At 73.2% G+C, this 20,498-nt stretch carries 19 protein-coding genes; 15 read left to right on the top strand and 4 right to left on the bottom strand.

The features are described 5' to 3' along the window. Window positions 1–7 precede the first annotated feature (7 nt). The 6 genes from Pen02_RS08925 (at window position 8) to Pen02_RS08900 (ending at window position 6,477) form a co-directional block, all read left to right on the top strand. Window positions 8–865 carry a spermidine synthase gene (locus tag Pen02_RS08925; RefSeq protein WP_203865429.1) on the top strand — a complete coding sequence of 286 codons (858 nt, stop codon included), beginning with the start codon at window positions 8–10 and terminating at the stop codon, window positions 863–865. Window positions 866–1,218: 353 nt separating this feature from the next. Then, window positions 1,219–1,911: a sigma-70 family RNA polymerase sigma factor gene (locus Pen02_RS08920; protein WP_203865428.1), complete on the top strand. Its 693-nt coding sequence runs from the start codon at window positions 1,219–1,221 to the stop codon at window positions 1,909–1,911. Next, complete coding sequence (locus tag Pen02_RS08915) at window positions 1,908–2,645, top strand: zf-HC2 domain-containing protein (protein ID WP_203865427.1); 738 nt, start codon at window positions 1,908–1,910, stop codon at window positions 2,643–2,645. Before Pen02_RS08920 ends, Pen02_RS08915 begins: the two co-directional genes overlap by 4 nt. 308 nt (window positions 2,646–2,953) lie before the next feature. Beyond that, window positions 2,954–3,607 carry a COG4315 family predicted lipoprotein gene (locus Pen02_RS08910; RefSeq protein ID WP_203865426.1) on the top strand — a complete coding sequence of 218 codons (654 nt, stop codon included), beginning with the start codon at window positions 2,954–2,956 and terminating at the stop codon, window positions 3,605–3,607. 681 nt (window positions 3,608–4,288) lie between these two features. After that, on the top strand, window positions 4,289–5,269 hold the full coding sequence (locus Pen02_RS08905; protein ID WP_203865425.1) for a Pecanex-like protein 1: 981 nt from the start codon (window positions 4,289–4,291) through the stop codon (window positions 5,267–5,269). Window positions 5,270–5,556: 287 nt separating this feature from the next. Continuing rightward, window positions 5,557–6,477, top strand: coding sequence for a DNA-3-methyladenine glycosylase family protein (locus tag Pen02_RS08900; protein ID WP_203865424.1), 921 nt, complete (start codon window positions 5,557–5,559; stop codon window positions 6,475–6,477). A 232-nt stretch (window positions 6,478–6,709) separates the two neighbouring features. Here Pen02_RS08900 and Pen02_RS08895 read toward each other — a convergent pair whose 3' ends face one another. After that, the gene (locus tag Pen02_RS08895) at window positions 6,710–7,210 is read right to left on the bottom strand and encodes a DUF1990 domain-containing protein (RefSeq protein ID WP_203865423.1); all 501 of its coding nucleotides are present in this window, start codon (window positions 7,208–7,210) and stop codon (window positions 6,710–6,712) included. 133 nt (window positions 7,211–7,343) lie between these two features. On the opposite strand from Pen02_RS08895, the gene Pen02_RS08890 reads away from it, so the two are divergent. Then, a complete protein-coding gene (locus tag Pen02_RS08890; protein ID WP_203865422.1) occupies window positions 7,344–7,919 on the top strand; it encodes a GNAT family N-acetyltransferase in 576 nt (191 codons plus the stop codon). A 63-nt stretch (window positions 7,920–7,982) separates the two neighbouring features. On the opposite strand, the gene Pen02_RS08885 is transcribed toward Pen02_RS08890, so the two are convergent. Next, on the bottom strand, window positions 7,983–9,107 hold the full coding sequence (locus Pen02_RS08885; protein WP_239140299.1) for an ArsR/SmtB family transcription factor: 1,125 nt from the start codon (window positions 9,105–9,107) through the stop codon (window positions 7,983–7,985). Window positions 9,108–9,218: 111 nt separating this feature from the next. Between Pen02_RS08885 and Pen02_RS08875 the strand changes: the two genes are divergently transcribed. The 6 genes from Pen02_RS08875 (at window position 9,219) to nrfD (ending at window position 17,375) form a co-directional block, all read left to right on the top strand. After that, entirely contained in the window at window positions 9,219–10,037 is an 819-nt protein-coding gene (locus Pen02_RS08875; protein ID WP_203865421.1) for an isocitrate lyase/PEP mutase family protein, read from the top strand. A gap of 217 nt (window positions 10,038–10,254) precedes the next feature. Beyond that, complete coding sequence (locus Pen02_RS08870) at window positions 10,255–11,313, top strand: glutathione S-transferase family protein (protein ID WP_203865420.1); 1,059 nt, start codon at window positions 10,255–10,257, stop codon at window positions 11,311–11,313. 325 nt (window positions 11,314–11,638) lie between these two features. Next, window positions 11,639–11,929: a hypothetical protein gene (locus Pen02_RS41630; RefSeq protein WP_239140297.1), complete on the top strand. Its 291-nt coding sequence runs from the start codon at window positions 11,639–11,641 to the stop codon at window positions 11,927–11,929. Window positions 11,930–11,991: 62 nt separating this feature from the next. Beyond that, a complete protein-coding gene (gene fdh / locus Pen02_RS08865) occupies window positions 11,992–15,279 on the top strand; it encodes a formate dehydrogenase (RefSeq protein WP_239140295.1) in 3,288 nt (1,095 codons plus the stop codon). Between the two features lie 4 nt (window positions 15,280–15,283). Beyond that, window positions 15,284–16,255, top strand: a complete 972-nt coding sequence (locus Pen02_RS08860) for a 4Fe-4S dicluster domain-containing protein (RefSeq protein ID WP_203865418.1) — start codon at window positions 15,284–15,286, stop codon at window positions 16,253–16,255. A gap of 61 nt (window positions 16,256–16,316) precedes the next feature. After that, window positions 16,317–17,375 (top strand): NrfD/PsrC family molybdoenzyme membrane anchor subunit, encoded by a 1,059-nt coding sequence (gene nrfD, locus Pen02_RS08855; RefSeq protein WP_239140293.1) that lies wholly within the window; start codon window positions 16,317–16,319, stop codon window positions 17,373–17,375. Between the two features lie 231 nt (window positions 17,376–17,606). Here the strand turns inward: nrfD and Pen02_RS08850 are convergent, their stop codons facing one another. After that, window positions 17,607–18,476, bottom strand: coding sequence for a TetR/AcrR family transcriptional regulator (locus Pen02_RS08850; protein WP_239140291.1), 870 nt, complete (start codon window positions 18,474–18,476; stop codon window positions 17,607–17,609). A gap of 84 nt (window positions 18,477–18,560) precedes the next feature. Here Pen02_RS08850 and Pen02_RS08840 point away from each other — a divergent pair, with 84 nt between their 5' ends. Then, window positions 18,561–19,736, top strand: coding sequence for an FAD-dependent monooxygenase (locus tag Pen02_RS08840; protein ID WP_203865417.1), 1,176 nt, complete (start codon window positions 18,561–18,563; stop codon window positions 19,734–19,736). Between the two features lie 191 nt (window positions 19,737–19,927). Beyond that, window positions 19,928–20,131 carry a hypothetical protein gene (locus Pen02_RS08835; protein ID WP_101370542.1) on the top strand — a complete coding sequence of 68 codons (204 nt, stop codon included), beginning with the start codon at window positions 19,928–19,930 and terminating at the stop codon, window positions 20,129–20,131. 32 nt (window positions 20,132–20,163) lie between these two features. On the opposite strand, the gene Pen02_RS08830 is transcribed toward Pen02_RS08835, so the two are convergent. Continuing rightward, window positions 20,164–20,388: a hypothetical protein gene (locus Pen02_RS08830; RefSeq protein ID WP_203865416.1), complete on the bottom strand. Its 225-nt coding sequence runs from the start codon at window positions 20,386–20,388 to the stop codon at window positions 20,164–20,166. Window positions 20,389–20,498 lie beyond the last annotated feature (110 nt).

Genomic DNA, 20,498 nt, shown 5'->3' with positions numbered 1-20,498 from the left:
TTCGACGGTGGGGCGGAAACGGCGCAGTGACGCGATCGCGGTGAAGGTGGCCGGCGGTCTCGCGGAACTGCGCCCGGACCCGGACCGGCCGAACTCGTACACCCTGCTGGTCGACGGGGCGCCGCAGTCGCACGTCGACCTCACCGACCCGACACACCTGGAATTCGAGTACGTCCGCCGGATCGCCATCGTGCTGGACCTCGTCGCGCCGGCCGGTGAACCGCTGCGGGTCCTGCACCTCGGCGGCGGAGCGCTGACCCTGCCCCGGTACGTCTCGACCACCCGGCCCGGCTCGCCGCAGCGGGTGGTCGAAGTCGACGCGGCCCTGGTGGACCTGGTCCGGCAGAAGCTGCCCTGGCCGGCCGACCCCCGGCTGCGGGTCCGGGTCGGCGACGCCCGGGAGGTGCTCGGCACGGCACCGGACGGCAGCTACGACGTGGTGGTGGCCGACGTCTTCGCCGGTGCCCGTACCCCGGCCCATCTGTCCTCTGTGGAGTTCGCCGCCGAGGCGGCCCGGGTACTGCGCTCCGGCGGCGTGCACGTGGTCAACGTCGCGGACGGCCCGCCGTTGAAGTACGCCCGCGCCCAGGTCGCCACGTTGCGCGCGGTACTGCCCGAGGTCTGCCTGATCGCCGACTCGGCGGTGCTGCGCGGTCGCCGGTACGGCAACCTGGTGCTGGCCGCCAGCCGTGCCGAACTGCCGATCCCGGACCTGGTCCGGCGTACCGCCGGGGACTGGTTTCCCGGCCGGGTGCTGACCGGCCCCGACCTGGACCGCTTCGCCGACGGTGCCCGGGTGGTCACCGACAGCGCCGCCCGGCCGTCCACACCACCTCCGCCGGGCAGCTTCCACATCGCCATCTAGCCGGACCGGCGCCGCCGTTCCCTCAGGCACGGCGCCGCTGTTCCGTCGGGGAGGCAACGCTGCCTTGTCGGGCGGGCGCCGCTGTTCCGTCCGTGGTCCGTCGGGAAGCGCCGTTGCCCTGTCGGGCAGGCGTCGCTGTTTCGTCGGGTGGGCGCCGTCGTCCGGTCGGCCAGACATCGTCATCTAGACGGACAGACCGGGATGCACCGGCGCCGGACCTGCGGGTTCGCACAGAACTTCTCCGATGTCCGTTGATCCGGGCCCGGTCGGAATCCGTACCTCTCGTCGGCGGCTCGACAGTGCCCGGCACGGGGCCGGGGGGTCGTGCGCGTCGACGCGGAGGTATGGGTGCGATGCAGGCGGTAGCCAGCGGATGGTATGGCGACACGGTCATGCCGGGGCGAATGTGCGCCACCTCGCAACGCCGGTCAATTCGGTACCGGAAAAGTCTCGACGCGCGGCCCGTCGAACGGAATGATGGGCCGGTGACACCGCGACCGGCTGCCGGCCGCCATAATTCGACCCCCGCCGAGACGAGGCACTCCGACGAACTCGTCCGAGTGCTCTACGAGGAACATGCCAAACCTCTGTTGATGTTCGTCCTGCGGCTCACCGGCGGCGACCGCCAGCGCGCCGAGGACGTCGTACAGGAGACGTTGCTACGCGCCTGGCGCAACGCACACCGACTCGGCACCCAGGGCCAGTCGTCACTGCGCCCCTGGCTCGTCACCGTGGCCCGGCGGATCGTGATCGACGACCACCGCAGCGAGCAGGCCCGACCCGCCGAGACGTACGACCGGGACCTCGAAGGGTTCTCCGAGTCGGACGACACGGACCGGGTGCTGCGGATGATGACCATCACCGACGCCCTGCGCACACTGAGCCAGCCGCACCGGGAGGTGCTGGTGGCGACGTACTTCCAGGGACGCACCGTGCCGGAGGCGGCCGAGGAACTCGGGTTGCCGCTCGGCACCGCGAAGTCCCGGGTCTACTACGCGCTCCGGGCGCTCCGCGCGGCTCTGCTGGAGCGGGGGGTGACCGAGTGAACGCCGAGATCCACTGGGACGTCGCGTCGTACGCGCTCGGCGTTCTCGACGAACGCGACACCCTGCGCTTCGAGGAGCACCTGGCGGGCTGCGCACAGTGCGGGCTGGAGCTGGAGTCACTGCTCCCGGTGGTGGACGTGCTGGCCGAGGTCGACGGCCACGACCTGGTGGTGGCCGAGCGTTCGGAGACCGACGGCATGCTCTTCGAGCGGGTCGTCGCAGCGGTCGGTGCGGACCGGCGCCGGGCCCGCAGCCGACGGCTCTACAGTCTCGCGGCCGGGTTCGTCCTGGTGGCGACGCTGAGCGGTGCGGCGCTGTTCGCCGGGACCCAGCTCGCCGATCCGGCGACCACCGCCCAGCCGCCCGGCACCGGCCCGAGTGCCACCGGCCGGCCCGCCCCCGCCGGCCAGCGGCTGACCGCGACCGACTCGACCAGCGGGGTGACCATGGAGGTGGTCCTGGGTTCCACCCCCTGGGGCACCCGGATCTCGTACGCGTTGAGCGGGTTGTCCGGTCCGAAGACGTGCCGGCTGGTGCTGATCCACAAGAACGGGGACGTCGAGCCCCTGTCGAGCTGGAAGGTGCCACCGGAGGGCTACGGCACGAAGGCCCAGCCCAACCCGCTGCCGCTGGAGACCGCCACGTCCACCGACTCGGACGACATCGGCCAGCTCCAGGTGCAGGTGATCGACGACGACGGTGACGTGGATCCGTTGGTGACCGTACGGGCCTGACCCGTCCCGCCGGCCCGCTCCCCCGCACCGGAGACGGCGGGTACGGCGGACGGGTCGGCCCGGAAACACGCACCGTTCCCGGCCCACCACCGCTCGGATAATTGTGCGCCAAAGGTGGGCCACCGGCCCGCCGCGACAGCTTTGCCGACGGGCACGGAATACACCCGGCCGCACCCGTTCCTGATTTGTACGTACCACGCGGCGCAACGGTTCAACGTCCCGCTGTGAAATTGTCCACTGCGAATTGCCTCATCCGGGCGGCCCGAGCGGCCGTACTTCCCGGCAACCTGTCCAACAGAGGAGGGGACGTGGCACCCAGAAAGCGGACCGGCGTCGTCGTCGCCGGTGTGGCGCTGGCCGCGATGACGGCCTGCGCACCCGCAGGAACCACTCCGAACAACGCCGCCGGCAACCCGCAGAACGCCGGCAACGCGCAGCCGGCGGCGAACGCCGCAGCCGACCCCACCGCCGAACCGAGCGCCCCGGCGGCTCCGAAACCGGTCGAGGTGGCCGATGTGGACGTCACCGCCGGCCTGGTCGGCAAACGCGTCCCCCGGATGGGCCAGGTGGTGACCGACGACAAGGGCTTCGTGCTCTACCGGTTCGACCGGGACTCGGCGAAGCCGCCGACGACGACCTGTGCCGGCGAGTGTGCCCGGGTGTGGCCGCCGGCGCTCACCAACAGCACGCCCGACCTCAAGGGCGTCGCCGCCGACAAGGTCGGCACGGTCACCCGGCCGGACGGCACCAGGCAGATCACCATCGGCGGCTGGCCCGTGTACCGCTACATCGGCGACAAGAAGGCCGGCCAGTGGAAGGGCCAGGGCGTCGGCGGTACCTGGTTCGTGGTGACCCCCACCGGCACCAAGAACCTGAGCTGCCTGCCGACCGGTACGCCGAAGCCGGTCGCGCCGCCACCGGCCGAAGCGGAGGAAGAGGAGCAGGGCGGGCTCAGCTACTGAGGGTCCACGGCACGGGTACTGCCCCACAGACCCGGCGGCCGGCCGTAGCCAGGGTAGGCGCGGTCGGTCGCCGTCATGATCCCGGAAGCGGCGCGCGGCAACGACCGCTCTCCGGCTGCGACGCCGGCCCTGCTCGGGGCCGGCGTCGCGGCCTGCCCGGGGCAGCCGGCGCGGGCGGCGCTCTCGGGGCCGGTGGCGAGGAGGGTTCCGGGGTCGGCTGGACCGACCACAGAGGACGGTCACAGGGCCGTGACCAGCATTCCGCCGGCCGTCCGGGAGCCGCTGCCGATGGTTCGCCTCCCGAAACATAAATTCCTTTTAAGTGGGCCTCAAGAGATCCCTATCTTCTCTACCACGGTTTGACTCTCAGGCAACGAATTCCGTACGGTTTTTTCGTCGCGTTACCGGCTGAATAATCGGAAAGGCAGGAAGATGGAGACGATATACGGGTTGCCACCTGGCGACTACGATCGTCATCCGCTCCGGCGTTCTCCGTGGCCAGCGCCGCGCCCGGTGACCCCCGCCGGGCCGACAGCGCGCCGATCGCCGGCACCCGGGCCCGTGTCGGCCCGCCCCAGCATTCCGCCCCGGCTGACGATCTGCTGGTCGTCGGCACCACCAGCCTGGTCCCGCTGAACTCGACCTCGCTGACCGAACCCTCTAAGGAAGAGGTGGCACCACGTGAACACCCCCGTCCGCTCCTCACGGCGGCGCTCGAACCGACCGCCACGCAACAAGCGCCTGATCGCCGTGCTGGCCACGCTGGGCGTGTTCGGCGCGATCGTCACGGTGACCCAGATCTCGAACGCCGGCACCTTCGGTCGCAACCGGCCGAGCGCCGCCAAGCCGTGCGCGACCACCCCGGCCACCAACGCGCCCACGGGCAACCCGACCGGCGCCCCGGGCACGCCGAACCCGTCCTCGTCGGCCGCCGCCGAGGGCCCGGGCACGGCGGCGAAGCCGCAGACCCGGTCGTACCACGACCACGGTGCCGTGCAGCACCCCGGTGACGGGCAGGAGGGCGGCGCCCCGCTGCGCGGTCGCCCCAACAGCGGCGGCGCCAACTGCACCCCCAGCCCGGGTACGTCCAGCTCGGCCGCACCGGGTAACCCGGCCGCCCTCGAACCGCTGGGCGCGAACTGCTCGGGCAGCGACCTGCAGGCACACGACGGCTTCCAGAACGGGCCCCGCTGCGTCGGCACCGCGTTCGGTGAGGTCGGCGCCCCGGAGCAGAACCCGACGCTGCTGATCACCCAGGCGCCGAACTCGGTCCGGGTGAACCAGCAGTTCACCCTGCGGGTCAGCACCCGCAACCTGGTCCGAGACCGGTTCCTGCCGGCCGGTCAGGGCGGCTACTACCTGGAGAGCTCCTTCCTCACCGACGAGGGCCTGGTCCGCGGCCACTTCCACTCGGCCTGCCGGATGCTGACCAGCAACCGCGCCGCGCCGGACCCGGCGCCGGTCCCGGCGTTCTTCGTGGCGACCGAGGACGGTCGGGGCGGTGCCCAGCCGGACACCGTCACGGTGACCGTGCCCGGGCTCACCCAGCGGGGTACCGCGCAGTGTGCGGTCTGGGCCGGCGACGGCTCGCACCGGATCCCGATGATGACCCGCGCCAACCAGGTGCCGGCCTTCGACGTAGTCCGGATCACCGTACGGTGATCCACCCGGTCGGCGGTCCCCCCGGCCGGCCGGCGGCCTGAGCGGTTGAACGCTCCCGCCACACCCGCACCACCGGCGGCAACCGGTCCCCAACCCCCCGCCGCCGCCAGGGAAGTCCGACGACGAGAAGTCCGGAAGGAGGAGACCGGGTCGGACCGCACCTGAACCGCTACAGGCCGGACGGCACCGGAACGCGCACGGGCGTTCCGGTGCCGTCCCGTCGTATTCCCGGGTCGGCCAAGGTGGTCGTACCGTCGCAGCCCGGGTCGGCGTGGCAGAGTGTTCGGGTGACCGATACCGGGCCGGCCGCGAGCCGGGTGCTGCGCCCGCCGGAGCGCTACCACCTCGGCGGCTCGCTCCGGTCGCTGGCGATGGGAGCGCACGACCCCTGCGCCCGGTTCGTCGACGGCACGTTCTGGTGGGCCACCCGCACCCCGGCCGGACCGGCGACCCTGGCGCTGCGCCGTTCCGGCGCCGACCTGGTCGCCGACGGCTACGGCCCGGGCGCCGACTGGGCGCTGGACCGGGCCGACGCAGTGGCGGGGCTTCGCGACGACCTCACCGACTTCGACCGGCTCGCCGCCGGTCACCCGCTGGTGGACCGGTTGGCCCGTACCCACCGAGGACTCCGGCTACCCGCCACCGGGCAGGTCTTCCCCCGGCTGCTCCGGGCGATCCTGGAGCAGAAGGTCACCGGCAAGGAGGCGTTCCGGGCGTACGCGGCGACGGTACGCCGGTTCGGCGCCCCCGCCCCCGGCCCGCTGACCGGACTCTGGACCCCGCCCGAGCCGGCGGTGATCGCCAGCACGCCGTACTGGGTGTTCCACCCGTTCGGCGTGGAGCAGCGGCGGGCGGAGACGCTGCGCCGGGCGGCGGCCGAGGCGGACCGGCTGGAGCGGTGCGCCGATCCGGTCGAGGCGACAGGCCGGCTCACCGCGATTGCGGGGATCGGCCCGTGGACCGCCGCCGAGGTGGTCCGGATCGCCTTCGGTGACCCGGACGCGGTGAGCGTCGGCGACTACCACATCCCCAACATGGTCGCCTGGGCACTGGCCGGCGAGGTACGCGGCGACGACGCCCGGATGCTGGCCCTGCTGGAGCCGTTCCGGGGTCATCGGGGTCGGGTCTGCGTGCTGCTGGAGGCCGGCGGTCACCACGCACCCCGGTTCGGTCCACGGATGCCGATCCGCTCCTTCGCCCGGTTCTGACCGTCCACGGCACCGAACCGATGCGGCCCCGGGCGGCGGCCGGCTCGCCCACGCCGTCCGCCTCCGTCCGGACGCCGAGTCGCGGTGGACCGCAGCCGGTTCGGAGGCGGCTCGGAGGCGGCGGCACCGGCGGGCGGGGTCGGCGAGGCCGACACGTCGGCCAAGGAGCCGACGACCGAGCTGCCCGGCCGGACGCCGACGCAGCGGCGGGCGTCGCCCACCGGGCGTGCCGTCAGCCGGCGGCCAGCCGACGGAGCACGGACGCGCAGCGCCAGGCGTAGCCGCGTTGGAAGAGCGGCACCAGCGGCCCGGCGAGCCGGGTCAGCGGGCTGGCCGGGCGGCTGAAGGCGGTGACGGTGAACCACACCCGACCGTCGTCGGCGACTTCGACCAGGAACGCCTCCTCGCCCCGCATCGGGTGCCCGGGCAGGGTGCCGTAGCCGAAGCCGGCCCGCCGCTCGTCGCGTACGGTCCAGACCACCTCGCAGGGCGCGGCCAGCCGGAGCCGGCCGAGCCCGAGCCCGGCGGTGACCGTGCCGCCCGGCTCGGCCCGGGGCGCGCTGGCCTCGATCCGGACTCCCATGGCCCGGTGCATCTGCCAGGAGAGCACCGCCTCACCCGCCCGGGTGAACCCGTCCGACGGCAGGGCGGCCCGGTACCGCAGGTGCCGGTATCCGGCCGGCAGCGCACCGGTACGGGTGGCGCCCACCTCGGCGTAGGTCAGTCCGGGCATCGCCTGGCGCCCCCTCGGGAAAGTACCCGCCGACGGCCACCGGTCCGGCGTCGACTCCGTCCGGCAGCCTAACTGCTGGGATGCCGCCCGGCCGCTGGCCGCGGGGCCGGTGCGGGCCTGGTTGCCTGGCGTCATGTCCGTACCGCCCACCGACCTGACCGGCGTACCACCGACCATCGAGCCGCTGACCGTGAGCCCGGCCGGGGTCGACGATCCCGGCGAGATCCTGACCGTGGGCCCGGCCGGGGTCGACGATCCCGGCGAGATCCTGACCGTGCAGCGGGCGGCCTACCTGAGCGAGGCGCAGCGCTACCGGGATCCGATGCTGCCGCCGCTGACCGAGACCCTGACGGAGATCCGGGCCGTCCTGGCCGGGGTGCCGGAGACCGGTGTCGTGCTGGTCGCCCGGCTCGGTACCCGGATCGTCGGCGCGGTCCGGGCCGGATTCGACGGCGGCACCGCACGGGTCGGCCGGCTCGCGGTCGCCCCCGACCTCCAGGGACGGGGCGTCGGCAGCCACCTGCTCCGCGCGGTCGAGGCCGCCTGTCCGGACCGGGTACGCCGGTTCGAGCTGTTCACCGGCGCCGACAGCGCGGACAACCTGCGGCTCTACCGCCGGCACGGGTACCTCGACTACGCGCACCGGCCGCTCGACACCGGCCCCGGACTGGTCTATCTGGAGAAGTACCGCAGCCGGGCGGGTGGGTGACCGAGCAGCGTCGCCCGACCGGAGACAGTGCACAGTGGACAGATGACGACCGGCGACGGTCGGTCAGCCGGCCACCGAGAGCAGAGCTTCGGCGACCGTGGTACGGCTGTTCAGCACCGTCCGGCCGGTCCGGTGCGTGGCCACCAGCCCGGCGGCCCGGAGCACGGCGAGGTGCTGCGAGACTCCCCCGGCGGTGAGCCCGGTACGCCGGGCCAGCTCGGTGGTGGAGGCCGGCGCCGCCATCTCGGCGAGTACCCGGGCCCGGCCCCGGCCGAGCACCGCGGCCAGGCTGTCCGACGCCCGTCGGGGCGCCTCCCACAGCGTGGCGATGCCCCGGGCCGGGTACCCGAGCTGCGGCGCCGGGCCGGTGGCGACGCTGAGCACGGCGGGCCAGACGAAGACCGACGGGATCAGCACCAGCCCCTCCCCGTCCGGCACGTCGGCGGCGGTGCAGTGCCGCTGGGCGATCGCCAGCGTCTCCCCCTCCCAGCGGACCTGCCGGTGCAGGTCGTTGAGCAGGCCGGCGGCGCCGTCGGCGGCCAGCCGGCGGGCCCGGTAGTGCACCTCGGCGTCGAGCAGCAGCCGGATCCGGGCCCAGTCCGGGGCGAGCGCGAGCCGCCAGTATTCGGCGATCTCGTCGGCGAGCCGGCGCAACCCCTCGGCCGGATCGGCGTACAGGGCGCGGACGGCCGGGGCGTGCCGGCCGGGGTAGACGTCGAGATCCGCCCGGACCACCTCGGGTGGGGTGGACCGGAGCACCGCGAGTTCGGCGTCGAGATCCGGGACCAGCCCGTCCGGCGCCGGGGTGAGGAAGTCCGGCAGGTAGTGCGGCCCGGCCGGGATAAGTTGCCAGAGCAGGCCACCACCGGCCGCCCGGACACCGCCGCCCGGCCGAACGCCACCGGCCGTCCCCGCACCGCTGCCGGGCCGAGCGCCACCGGCCGTCCCCGCACCGCCGGCCGCCCGAGCGGCACCGGCCACCCCGACGCCACCGGCCGCTCCGGTGCCGTCGGCGGGCAGCAGGCCGGCGTCGACCAGTCGGGGGCCTACCCGGGTCACCCAGGGCAGGTGCACGGCGTGGTCACCGGTGTCGCGCAGCACCCGGACGCTGGTCGCGACCTCCCACAGGCAGGAGACCGCGAACCGGATCCGGGCGACGGCACCGCCCGGCAGACCGATGGAAACCACGTCGACCTTCCCGTGCTGGACAGAGCCGTCCGGTTCCAGTCGGCGCCGGCTCGTTTTAGGCAGGACTGCAAGAGTACGGCGGCGACGCGCGGGCGGCGGAGACTGGCGGGCATGAGTGATCAACACAGCCGTGCCGAGCTTTTCCGTTCCCTGCACGTCCCCTCCGCCCCGATCGTCCTGGTGAACGCGTGGGACGCGGCGAGTGCCCGGATCGTCGAGGACGCCGGTGCACACGCCGTCGCGACGACCAGCGCCGGAGTGGCGTGGAGCCTCGGCGCGCCGGACGGCGACGTCCTCGGCCGGGACCTGGCCACCGAACTCGTCGGGCGGGTCGTCGGCGCCGTCTCGGTGCCGGTCACCGCCGACATCGAGTCCGGCTTCGGGAGTACCCCCGAGCAGGTCGCCGAGACCGTCCGCGCGGTGCTGGCGGCCGGCGCGGTCGGGGTGAACCTGGAGGACGCGGCGCCGGACGGCGGTCCGGGGCTGCGGGAGGTCGCCGACCAGTGCGCCCGGCTGGCCGCCGCCCGGTCCGCCGGTGCCGAGGTCGGAGTGCCGGTGTACGTCAACGCCCGGATCGACACCTTCCTGCGCGGCGCCGGTGGCCTGCCGGAGACCCTGGACCGGGCGGCCGCCTTCCTGGAGGCCGGTGCCGACGGGATATTCGTACCCGGGGTGGTCGACCCGGAGACGGTGGCGGCACTCGTCGCGGGTATCCCGGCCCCGGTCAACATCATGGCCGGCCCCGGTGCACCGACCGTGCCCGAACTCGCCCGGCTCGGGGTGGCCCGGGTCAGCCTCGGCAGCGCCGTGGCGGAGGCGGCGTACGCGGTGGTCCGACGGGCCGCCGAGGAGGCGTTCGGTCCGGGCGGCTACGGCAGCCTGGCCGACGCCCTGGACTACGGAACGGTCAACGAGCTGATGCGCCGCTGACTCCCGGCCCTGGGCCACCGACCCCGACCGACGTCCCCCGGATTCCGGATTCCGGGTTCGGGGGACGGGTTCGGGGGACGGGACCGGGTCGCCGGGGCGGGTCCGGGGCGTTCCGGCGATGGACCGGGACGGGTTCAGGGCGTTCCGGCGATGGATCGGGGCGGGTTCGGGGCGTTCCGGCGGTGGATCGGGGCGGAGGATGGGGAACGATAGCGGCATGTCGAACACCACAGAGGGCAGCAGCACAGCGGGCAACAGTCCGGCGGGCAGCTACGTCAACCCGGGTGGGGAGTTCACCCGGGACCAGCGCTACATCGCCACCAGGATCACGGCCGACGGGCAGGACGGCTATCCGGTGGAGCCGGGCCGGTACCGGCTGGTGGTGAGTCGGGCCTGCCCGTGGGCAAACCGGGTGATCATCGTACGCCGGCTGCTCGGGCTGGAGGACGCGCTGTCGATGGGGATCGCCGGGCCGACCCACGACGCCCGGAGCTGGACGTTCGACCTCGACCCGGGCGGCCGGGACCCGGTGCTCGGCATCGAACGGCTCCAGGAGGCGTTCTTCGCCCGGTTCCCGGGGTACGAGCGCGGGATCACCGTACCGGCGATCGTCGACGTACCGACCGGTCAGGTGGTGACGAACGACTACGCCCAGATCACCCTCGACCTGTCGACGCAGTGGCGGGCGTACCACCGGCCGGGTGCGCCCGACCTCTATCCGGAGCCGCTGCGCGCCGAGATCGACGAGGTGAACAAGGTCGTCTTCGCCGACGTCAACAACGGCGTCTACCGGTGCGGCTTCGCCGGCAGCCAGGAGGCGTACGCCAGGGCGTACCGGCGGCTGTTCGACCGGCTGGACTGGTTGTCGGAGCGGCTGTCGGGGCAGCGTTACCTGGTCGGCGACACCATCACCGAGGCCGACATCCGGCTGTTCACCACCCTGGTCCGGTTCGACGCGGTCTACCACGGGCACTTCAAGTGCAACCGGCAGAAGCTGGCCGAGCAGCCGGTGCTGTGGGCGTACGCCCGCGATCTGTTCCACACGCCCGGGTTCGGCGACACCATCGACTTCGACCACATCAAGCGGCACTACTACGAGGTGCACCGGGACATCAACCCGACCGGGATCGTGCCGGTCGGGCCGGACCTGACGAACTGGCTGGAGCCGCACGGGCGGGAGGCGCTGGGCGGTCGCCCGTTCGGCGACGGCAGCCCGCCGCCACCGCCGCGCGCCGACGAGACCGTGCCGGCCGGGCACACCCCACTGCCGCACTGACCCGTTCCGCAGGGGCCGCTTCCGATCCGACACCGACCGGAAGCGGCCCTTCCGCATCTCCGGCCGCCGTCGAACTCGTGCCGGCTCACAGCACGGCCCGCTCCACCCGCATCTGCGGCCACGGTCCGCTCGGCTCGGCTCCGACCGCGGCCCAGACCTGCCCCGGCCCAGACCTGCCCCGGCTCGAAGCCTGCCTCGGCTCGGATCGCGGCCGAGCCCTGCCTCGGCTCGGATCGCGGCCCGGCCTGGGAAACCGGCTCCGGCGACATGAGCGGAATGAGAGGCTTGTCGGTAGTTGACGGTCGGTACGGGGATCGGGGTCGGCATGGCGAGCAAGGCAGCGGTGCTGCACCTGGTCGGCCTGGGCCGGAGCTATCAGGAGATCGGCGCGGAGCTGGGCATCCCCGCCGGACAGGCGTACCTGGTCGGCACCGGGATCCCGGCCGACGGCGGCGGCACGGTGACCCGGGCGCAGCGGCAGCGCCCCGGCGTGCTGCCGTCCCGCACCCAGGCACTGGTCAACCCGCGCGAGGTGAACCCGACCTCGTCGCCACAGGTGCGGGACTGGATGCGCGACCGGGCCCACGCCGACGGGCTGGCCCGAACCGACCGGTAGCGAGCGGGCCGCCAGCCCGGCGTACTGCCGGCGGGACGGGGCATCGACGACAGGAGGCGCAGGTGCGGGGTCTACCGATCGGCTCGTGGCCGGTCTGGCGCCAGCTCACCGGGCCCGACCGGACCGGCCGGGCTGCCTCGGTGAAGTCACGGCAGAGCGCCGAACTGCACGCCCGTACCGCCGAAGCCGACAGGGTGGTCAAGTCGATCTGCCCGTACTGCGCCGTCGGCTGCGCGCAGAACGTCTACGTCCGGGACGAGCAGGTGGTGCAGATCGAGGGTGATCCCGACTCACCGGTGAGCCGGGGCCGGCTCTGCCCGAAGGGTGCTGCCTCGCTGCAACTGACCACCGACTCGCGGCGGCTGGACAAGGTCCGTTACCGCCCGCCGTACGCCACCGACTGGCAGGACCTCGACCTCGACACCGCGATGGAGATGATCGCCGAGCGGGTGATCCGGACCCGCCGGGACACCTGGCAGGAGCACCACGAGGGAACCCGGGTGGCCCGCACGATGGGAATCGCCAGCCTCGGCGGAGCGACCCTGGACAACGAGGAGAACTACCTGATCAAGAAGCTGCTCACCGCCCTCGGCGTGGTGCAGGTCGAGAACCAGGCCCGGGTCTGCCACAGCTCCACGGTGATCGGGCTGGGCACGTCGTTCGGGCGGGGCGGCGCGACCACCTTCATGCAGGACCTGCAACACGCCGACTGCATCGTGATCGAGGGCTCCAACTTCGCCGAGGCGCACCCGGTGGGCTTCCAGTGGGTGCTGGCGGCCAAGGCCCGGGGCGCCACGGTGATCCACGTCGATCCCCGGTTCACCCGGACCAGCGCGCTGGCCGACCTGTACGTGCCGATCCGGGCCGGCACCGACATCGCCTTCCTCGGCGGGATCATCAACCACGTACTCACCGAGGGGAAGGACTTCCGGGAGTACGTGCTGGCGTACACGAACGCCGCGACCATCGTCGACGAGCGGTTCCGGGACACCGAGGACCTGGACGGGCTCTTCTCCGGGTTCGACGCGGAGAGCCACACCTACCGCGAGGAGAGCTGGCAGTACGAGGGCGTGCAACTGGTCTCGGCCACCGGCGAGCGGGACAGCCAGTTCGAGGCGCGGGTGGCGGCCGGGCGGGGCCTCAAGGACGACGCGGAGCGGGCGGCGGAGCGCGACGGGCACGGCGCCGGCCGGGGTGAGAAGTTCGGCTCCGGCAGCGCGGCCCTGGACGGCCATCCCCGCCGGGACCTGACGCTGACCGACCCGCGCTGCGTCTACCAGATCCTCAAGCGGCACTTCTCCCGGTACACCCCGGAGATGGTGGAACGGATCTGCGGCATCCCGCCGGAGGTCTTCGCCGAGGTGTGCCGGCACCTGGTCGACAACTCCGGCCCGGAGCGGACCAGCGAGTTCGTCTACGCGGTCGGCTGGACCCAGCACACCGACGGCTCGCAGTTGATCCGCTCCGCCAGCATCCTGCAACTGCTGCTCGGCAACATCGGCCGGCCCGGCGGGGGCATCCAGGCGTTGCGTGGGCACGCCAGCATCCAGGGCTCCACCGACGTGCCGACCCTGTTCAACCTGCTGCCCGGCTACATCCCGATGCCGCACGCGCACAAGACCCAGACCCTGGACGACTTCATCCTGGCCGACGCCGCCCGCAAGGGCTTCTGGGCGAACATGCGCTCCTACACCGTCAGCCTGCTCAAGGCGTGGTGGGGCGCGGCGGCGACGCCGGAGAACGACTTCTGCTTCGGCTACCTGCCCCGGCTGACCGGCAGCCACTCGCACTACGACACCGTGATCGAGCAGCTCGACGGCGTCTGCAAGGGCTACTTCCTGCTCGGCGAGAACCCGGCGGTCGGCTCGTCGAACGCCCGGATGCAGCGGCTCGGCATGGCCAAGCTGGACTGGTTGGTCGTCCGGGACCTGACGATGATCGAGAGCGCCACCTGGTGGAAGGACGGGCCGGAGATCGCCTCCGGCGAGTTGGAGACCGAGCGGATCGGCACCGAGGTCTTCGTGCTGCCGGCCGCGGCGCACACCGAGAAGGACGGCAGCTTCACCAACACCAACCGGCTGCTCCAGTGGCACCACCAGGCGGTCGAGCCGGCCGACGACCGACGCAGCGACCTCTGGTTCATGTACCACCTGGGTCGGATCATCCGGCAGAAGCTGGCCGGCTCGACCGATCCGAAGGACCGGCCGATCCTCGACCTGACCTGGGACTACCCGACGATGGGCCGGACCGCCGAGCCGGACGCCGAGGCGGTACTCGCCGAGATCAACGGCTGGGACGCGGACGGCCGGCCACTGTCGACGTACACCGAACTCGCCGACGACGGGTCGACGGTCTGCGGCTGCTGGATCTACTGCGGCGTGTACAAGGACGGGGTCAACCAGGCCGCCCGGCGCAAGCCGGCCGAGGAGCAGCACTGGGTCTCCCCGGAGTGGGCCTGGGCCTGGCCGGCGAACCGGCGGATGCTCTACAACCGGGCCTCGGCCCGACCGGACGGGCGGCCGTGGAGCGAGCGCAAGAGGTACGTCTGGTGGGACGCCGACGCGGGCCGGTGGACCGGGTACGACGTACCGGACTTCGAGCCGACCAAGCCGCCGGACCACGTGCCGCCGAAGAACGCCAAGGGGGTCGCCGCGCTGAGCGGCACCGACGCGTTCATCATGCAGGCCGACGGGCTCGGCTGGCTCTTCGCGCCGACCGGGGTGATCGACGGGCCGCTGCCGACCCACTACGAGCCGCAGGACTCCCCTGTGGACAACCTGCTCTACGGCCAGCAGCGCAACCCGGCCCGACTGCTCCGGCCGCACGAGCAGAACCGGTACCACCCGAACGGCTCGCAGCGCGGCGCCCAGACCTTCCCGTACGTGGTGACCACGTACCGGCTGACCGAGCACTTCACCGCCGGTGGGATGACGCGGCACACCCCGTACCTGGCCGAGTTGCAGCCGGAGTTCTTCTGCGAGATCTCGCCGGAGCTGGCCGCCGAACGCGGGCTGGTGCACTGCGGTTGGGCCACCATCGTCACCGCCCGCAGCGCGATCGAAGCCCGGGTGCTGGTCACCGAACGGATCGCGCCGCTGCACGTCGACGGGCGGGTGGTGCACCAGATCGGGCTGCCGTTCCACTGGGGACCGAACGGCTACAGCCGGGGCGACGCGGCCAACGAACTCACCTCGATCTCGCTGGACCCGAACTCGCACATCCAGGAGAGCAAGGCGTTCTCGGCCGACATCCGGCCGGGCCGGCGACCGCGCGGGCCGGAGCGGGTGGCCATGGTCCGGGACTACCAGCGCCGTGCCGGGATCACCACCGGAACCGGAACGGAGGTGTGAACGGATGGCTCCCGACCTGCGCGAGACGACCGTGGACCGGCGGGACCCGGCGACCGTCGGCGGGTACGCCGCACCGCCGGAACGGGTCGGCTTCTTCACCGACACCAGCGTCTGCATCGGCTGCAAGGCGTGCGAGGTGGCCTGCAAGGAGTGGAACGCGGTACCCGAGGACGGGCTGAACTTCACCGGCATGTCGTACGACAACACCGGCCAGCTCGACGCGAACACCTGGCGGCACGTGGCCTTCGTCGAGCAGCCGCGCCGGCTCGGCCGGCAGGAGAGCCACCTGGCCCCGGCCGGGGTACCCGCCGAGTTGCGCCGCGCGGCCGGTGGCCGGACCGCCGTCTCGCTCGGGATGCCCGGCTCGGCACCGCCGGACGGGCACGTCAGCACGGTACCCGGGATGGACTTCCGCTGGCTGATGTCCTCCGACGTGTGCAAGCACTGCACCCACGCGGCCTGCCTGGACGTCTGCCCCACCGGTTCGCTGTTCCGCACCGAGTTCGGCACGGTGGTGGTGCAGGAGGACGTCTGCAACGGCTGCGGCTACTGCGTACCGGCCTGCCCGTACGGGGTGATCGACAAGCGCGAGGACGACGGCCGGGTCTGGAAGTGCACCCTCTGCTACGACCGGCTCTCGGTCGGCCAGGAACCGGCCTGCGCCAAGAGCTGCCCGACCGACTCGATCCAGTTCGGCGAGCTGTCCGAGCTGCGGAGCCGGGCCGCCGCCCGGGTGTCGGACCTGCACGACGCCGGGGTGACCGACGCCCGGCTCTACGGCGCCGACCCGTACGACGGGGTCGGCGGCACCGGCGCGTTCTTCCTGCTGCTCGACGAGCCCGAGGTGTACGGCCTGCCGCCCGACCCGGTGGTCACCACCCGGGACCTGCCCGCGATGTGGCGCCGGGCCGGGCTGGCCGCCGCCGGACTGCTGGTCGCCCTGGTCGCCGTCGCACTTCCCGGAGCCCGCCGATGACCCGCCGGCGGGCATTGAACCCGTCCGCCGTCCCGTCCGACACCACCTCCGGAGCACGTCGATGACGCACACCGACGTACGGCTCGACACCGCGGCCGACCTGCCGGTCGAGCGGGACGCCCTGATCGGCTCGTCCGGTCGCCCCGGGCGGCGGCAGCGCGGCGAGCGGCTGATGGTGCCGAGGGCCGAGTTCCGGTCGTACTACGGCCGGCCGGTGCTGAAGCCGCCGACCTGGGAGGCGGCGGACATCGGCGGCTACCTGTTCCTCGGCGGACTGGCCGGCGCCTCGTCCACGCTGGCCGCCACCGCCGAACTCACCGGCCGGCCGCAGCTCGCCCGAGGGCTCAAGGCCGGTGCGGCGGTGGCGCTGGCCGGGTCGCTCTACTCCCTGGTGCACGACCTCGGTCGACCGGAGCGGTTCCTGAACATGCTGCGGGTGGTCAAGGTGACCTCGCCGATGAGCATCGGCTCCTGGCTGCTCGCCGGGTACGGGCCGCTGGCGGTGCTCGCCGCCGGGAGCGCGGTGACCGGTCGGCTGCCCCGGCTCGGCCGGCTCGGCACGCTGGGCGCCGCCGTGCTCGGGCCGGCCGTCGCCTCGTACACCGGAGCGCTCTTCGCGGACACCGCCGTGCCGGCCTGGCACCAGGCGTACCGGGAACTTCCGGTGCTCTTCGTGGGCTCGGCGGCGGCCTCGGCGGGCGCGTTGGGCCTGCTCGCCGCGCCCGGTCCGGAGGCGGCGCCGGCCCGCCGCGCCGTGTTGCTCGGCGCCGCAACCGAGTTGGCGGCGGCGCGGCGGATGGAGCGCCGGCTCGGCATGGTGGCCGAGCCGATGCGGCAGGGCCTGGCCGGCGGGTTGTTGCGGGCCGGCCGGCTGCTCAGCGCCGGCGGTGCGTTGGCGGTGGCGGTCGGCGGCGGGCCGGGCGGCCGGGCACGGCAGCGATCAGGCGGCGGGCAGGCGGTGACGGTGGCCGGTGCGGCGGCGATGCTGGCCGGCTCGATCTGCCTGCGGCTCGGGATCTTCGAGGCCGGGGTGGTGTCGGCGCGCGATCCGAAGTACACAGTGGAGCCGCAGCGGCAACGGCTTGAGGCCCGGACCGGTCGGCGGGGGCGGCGACCATGAGGGCGGCGACGAAGTTCCTGCCGTTCGTCGGCATCGTGCTCGGCACCTGCGCGGCGGCGATCCTCGCCGGGCGGCGGGCCGACACGGCACGTCGATGCACCCGCCGCCGCTGACCTGACCCGTCCAGCCGGCCTCGCCGTGCCGCCCGTCGGCGGATCCGGCCCTGACGGACCGACCGACCGATCCGGGCCGGGCCGGGCGTGACTGCTCGGGGCGGGCGCGACGGGCCGGTCAGGGTTTGCCGGTGTCCGGGGCGCCGATCTCCGAGGCACCGGCGCCGGCCAGTGCGAACAGCACGGTCCGGACGGCCTGGTAGAGGTCCTGCCGGCTCTGCTCACTACCCGGGGGTGGCGCGCTGAGTGAACCGGCCCCGACCAGGCGGTCGAAGAGCAGCCCGTCCACGTAGGCGACGAAATGGCTGCCGCCGCGCTCCGGATCCGCCGCGCCGGTCTGGGCGAGCAGCGCGCGGGCCTGGGCCCGGAACACGACGCCGTGCGCCAGGATCTCCCGCAGCTCGGGGTGGTGGGTTGCCTCCAGCAGGCAGGCGTACCGGGCCAGTGTCCGGGTACGCCCGGTGGTCAGCCAGCGGTCGAGCACGCCGGCGATGCCCCGGGCGAGTTGGTCGAGTTCCGGAGGCCCGAGTGGTCCGCCCCCGACGGGCGGAACCGCCGGCCCGGCGCCCGCCCCGCCGGCAACCCCGTCGGCCGGCTCCGCCGCATCCGGCAGCCCCGCCCCGTCGGCCAGTCCCGCCCCGTCAGGTAGCCCCGTCCCGTCAGGCAGTCCCGCACCATCGGGCAGCCCTGTTGCATCGGCCTGCCCTGCCGCCTCGGCCAGCTTCGTCGCCTCGGCCCGTCTCATCCTGTCGAACAGTTCCACGGGCAGTTCGGTGGCTTCGAGGTCGGCCCGGTCGAGGTCGACGAGCCGGCGTACGACCGCCTCGACGAGCGCCTTCCGGGTCCGGAAGTACGCCGACGTGGAGCCGAGCGGCAGTCCCGCGCGGGCGTCCACCGCCCGGTGGGTCAGCCCGCGCATGCCCAGTTCCGCCACCAGCTCGATCGCGGCGTCGGTGATGACCGCGAACCGGTCCCGCCGTGCGGTCACCCGGCACTCCTTCCAGTCCACTTTTCTACGCCTGTAGTATGCCCTTCTACAGGCGTAGAAAAGCAGTTTCCGGAGGTGGGCGTGATGGTGGACCGGACGGCGGTGGTGGTCGGCGCCGGAATCGGCGGGCTCTGTGCCGGGCTGGCACTACGCCGGCAGGGCTGGCAGGTGACGATCCTGGAACGGGCGCCCGCGTTCGGCGCGGTCGGCGCGGGCATCGCGCTGTTCTCCAACGCGCTGACCGGGCTGGCGGCGCTCGGCGTCGACGCGCAGATCCGGGCGGCCGGCCAGGTGGAGGCACCCGGCGGCACCCGTACCCCGGACGGCCGGTGGCTGTCCCGGCTGGACGCCGCCGACCTGGTCGACGAACTCGGCACCGAGTCGCTGGGCATCCACCGGGCGACCCTGCACGAGATCCTGCTCGCCGCACTGCCGGAGGGCACCACCACGGTCACCGGGGCCGAGGTGGTCGAGGTGGTCGCCGGCCCGCCGGCCGAGGTCACGTACGTCTCCGGCGGCGCCCGTACGACGCTCCGGGCGGATCTGGTGGTCGGGGCGGACGGGCTGCGCAGCGTCGTACGCCGGCAGTTGTGGCCGGACACTCCCGACCCGGTGTACGTCGGTGCGACCGCCTGGCGCGGCGTGACGAAGCAGCCGTGGACCGGTGAGCTGCTGGTGGGGATCACCTGGGCACCGGGCGCCGAGTTCGGCATGGTGCCGCTCGGCGACGGCCGGGTCTACTGGTACGGCGCGGTGAACGCCCCGGTCGGGCAGCGGGCGCCGGACGAGATGACGGCGGCCCGGGAGCACTTCGGGTCCTGGCACGCGCCGATTCCGGCGCTGCTGGCCGCGACCGACCCGCAGGCGGTGCTCCGGAACGACCTCTACCATCTCGGCACCCCGCTGCACAGCTACGTGACCGGGGCGGTGGCGCTGCTCGGCGACGCCGCGCACGCGATGACGCCGTACCTGGGCCAGGGCGCCGCGCAGGCCGTCGAGGACGCCGTACTGCTCGGGTTGTGCCTGAAGCCGGGCACCGACGTGGCCGCCGGCCTGGCCCGGTACGACGCGGAGCGCCGCCCGCGCAGCCAGCAGGTGGCCCGGGCCTCCTACCAGATCGGCCGGATCGGCCAGCAGTTGCGTAACCCGCTGGCGGTGGCGCTACGGAACGTGATGATTCGACTGACCCCGCCCCGGGTCGCGCTCCGCTCGATGGCCCGGTACGCGGACTGGCGACCGCCCGCCGACCTTCCCGACTGAGCCGCCGCCAGCGGCGGACCAATACCAGAAAAAGCCACGTATCCCACGCGAGATGAATCGGCCATTCACCTACATTCACGCCACCACGATGCCGTGATCCGTGCCCGAACGTCCTGATTAGCCGCATAATGCAACACAGAACGCAGGGGCATCCGGCCCAAAGCGGCATAAAAGGAGCGAAAGGCCCGAACGTGAAGCTCACTTTCATTCGTAAGACCGCGCAGTCCCAGGTCAACAACTGCCCGTCGCTGTACCGCACCGACCGTGACACCTTCATCGTGCAGGGCTGGCGCGTCTCCGACCCGGAGGCCCTGGCCCAGCTCGACATCCCGGCGCACGAAACCGCGGTGGAGGTGCCGGCCGACGTTCTGGCCGAGATCGCAAAGGCGCTCTGAATAACGCAGCAACCCCGATAGACGAATTCGGTTCACGAGGCCCGGCCGGCCGGACGTTCGCGGAGGTCGGCCAGGGTCACCGGGGTACGCGCCAGCAGCAGCCGCTCCAGCGCCGCGATCGTGCCCACCTCACCGAGTACGTCCACCCCGCCGACGTCCCCGTGATAGCGGTACGCCAGCCGGTAGAGGTACCTCCCGGCGATCCGCTCGACACTCACCTGCCACCGCCCGCAGCAGACGCACACCCAGCCCCGCATCCGGCGAAGATAGCTCTGACCTGCGAAAACCTTTCGAGTACGGGCCTCGCGGCGGGACTGTAGAGCCGGTTGGGGCCAGTGGGGCGCAACGGGCGGGCGCGGGGCACACC

Origin of the sequence: Plantactinospora endophytica (genome assembly GCF_016862915.1) — a bacterium.
GTDB lineage: Bacteria > Actinomycetota > Actinomycetes > Mycobacteriales > Micromonosporaceae > Plantactinospora > Plantactinospora endophytica.
Note: the sequence above shows the minus strand (reverse complement) of the source record. Positions and strands in the feature narration are given on the sequence as shown.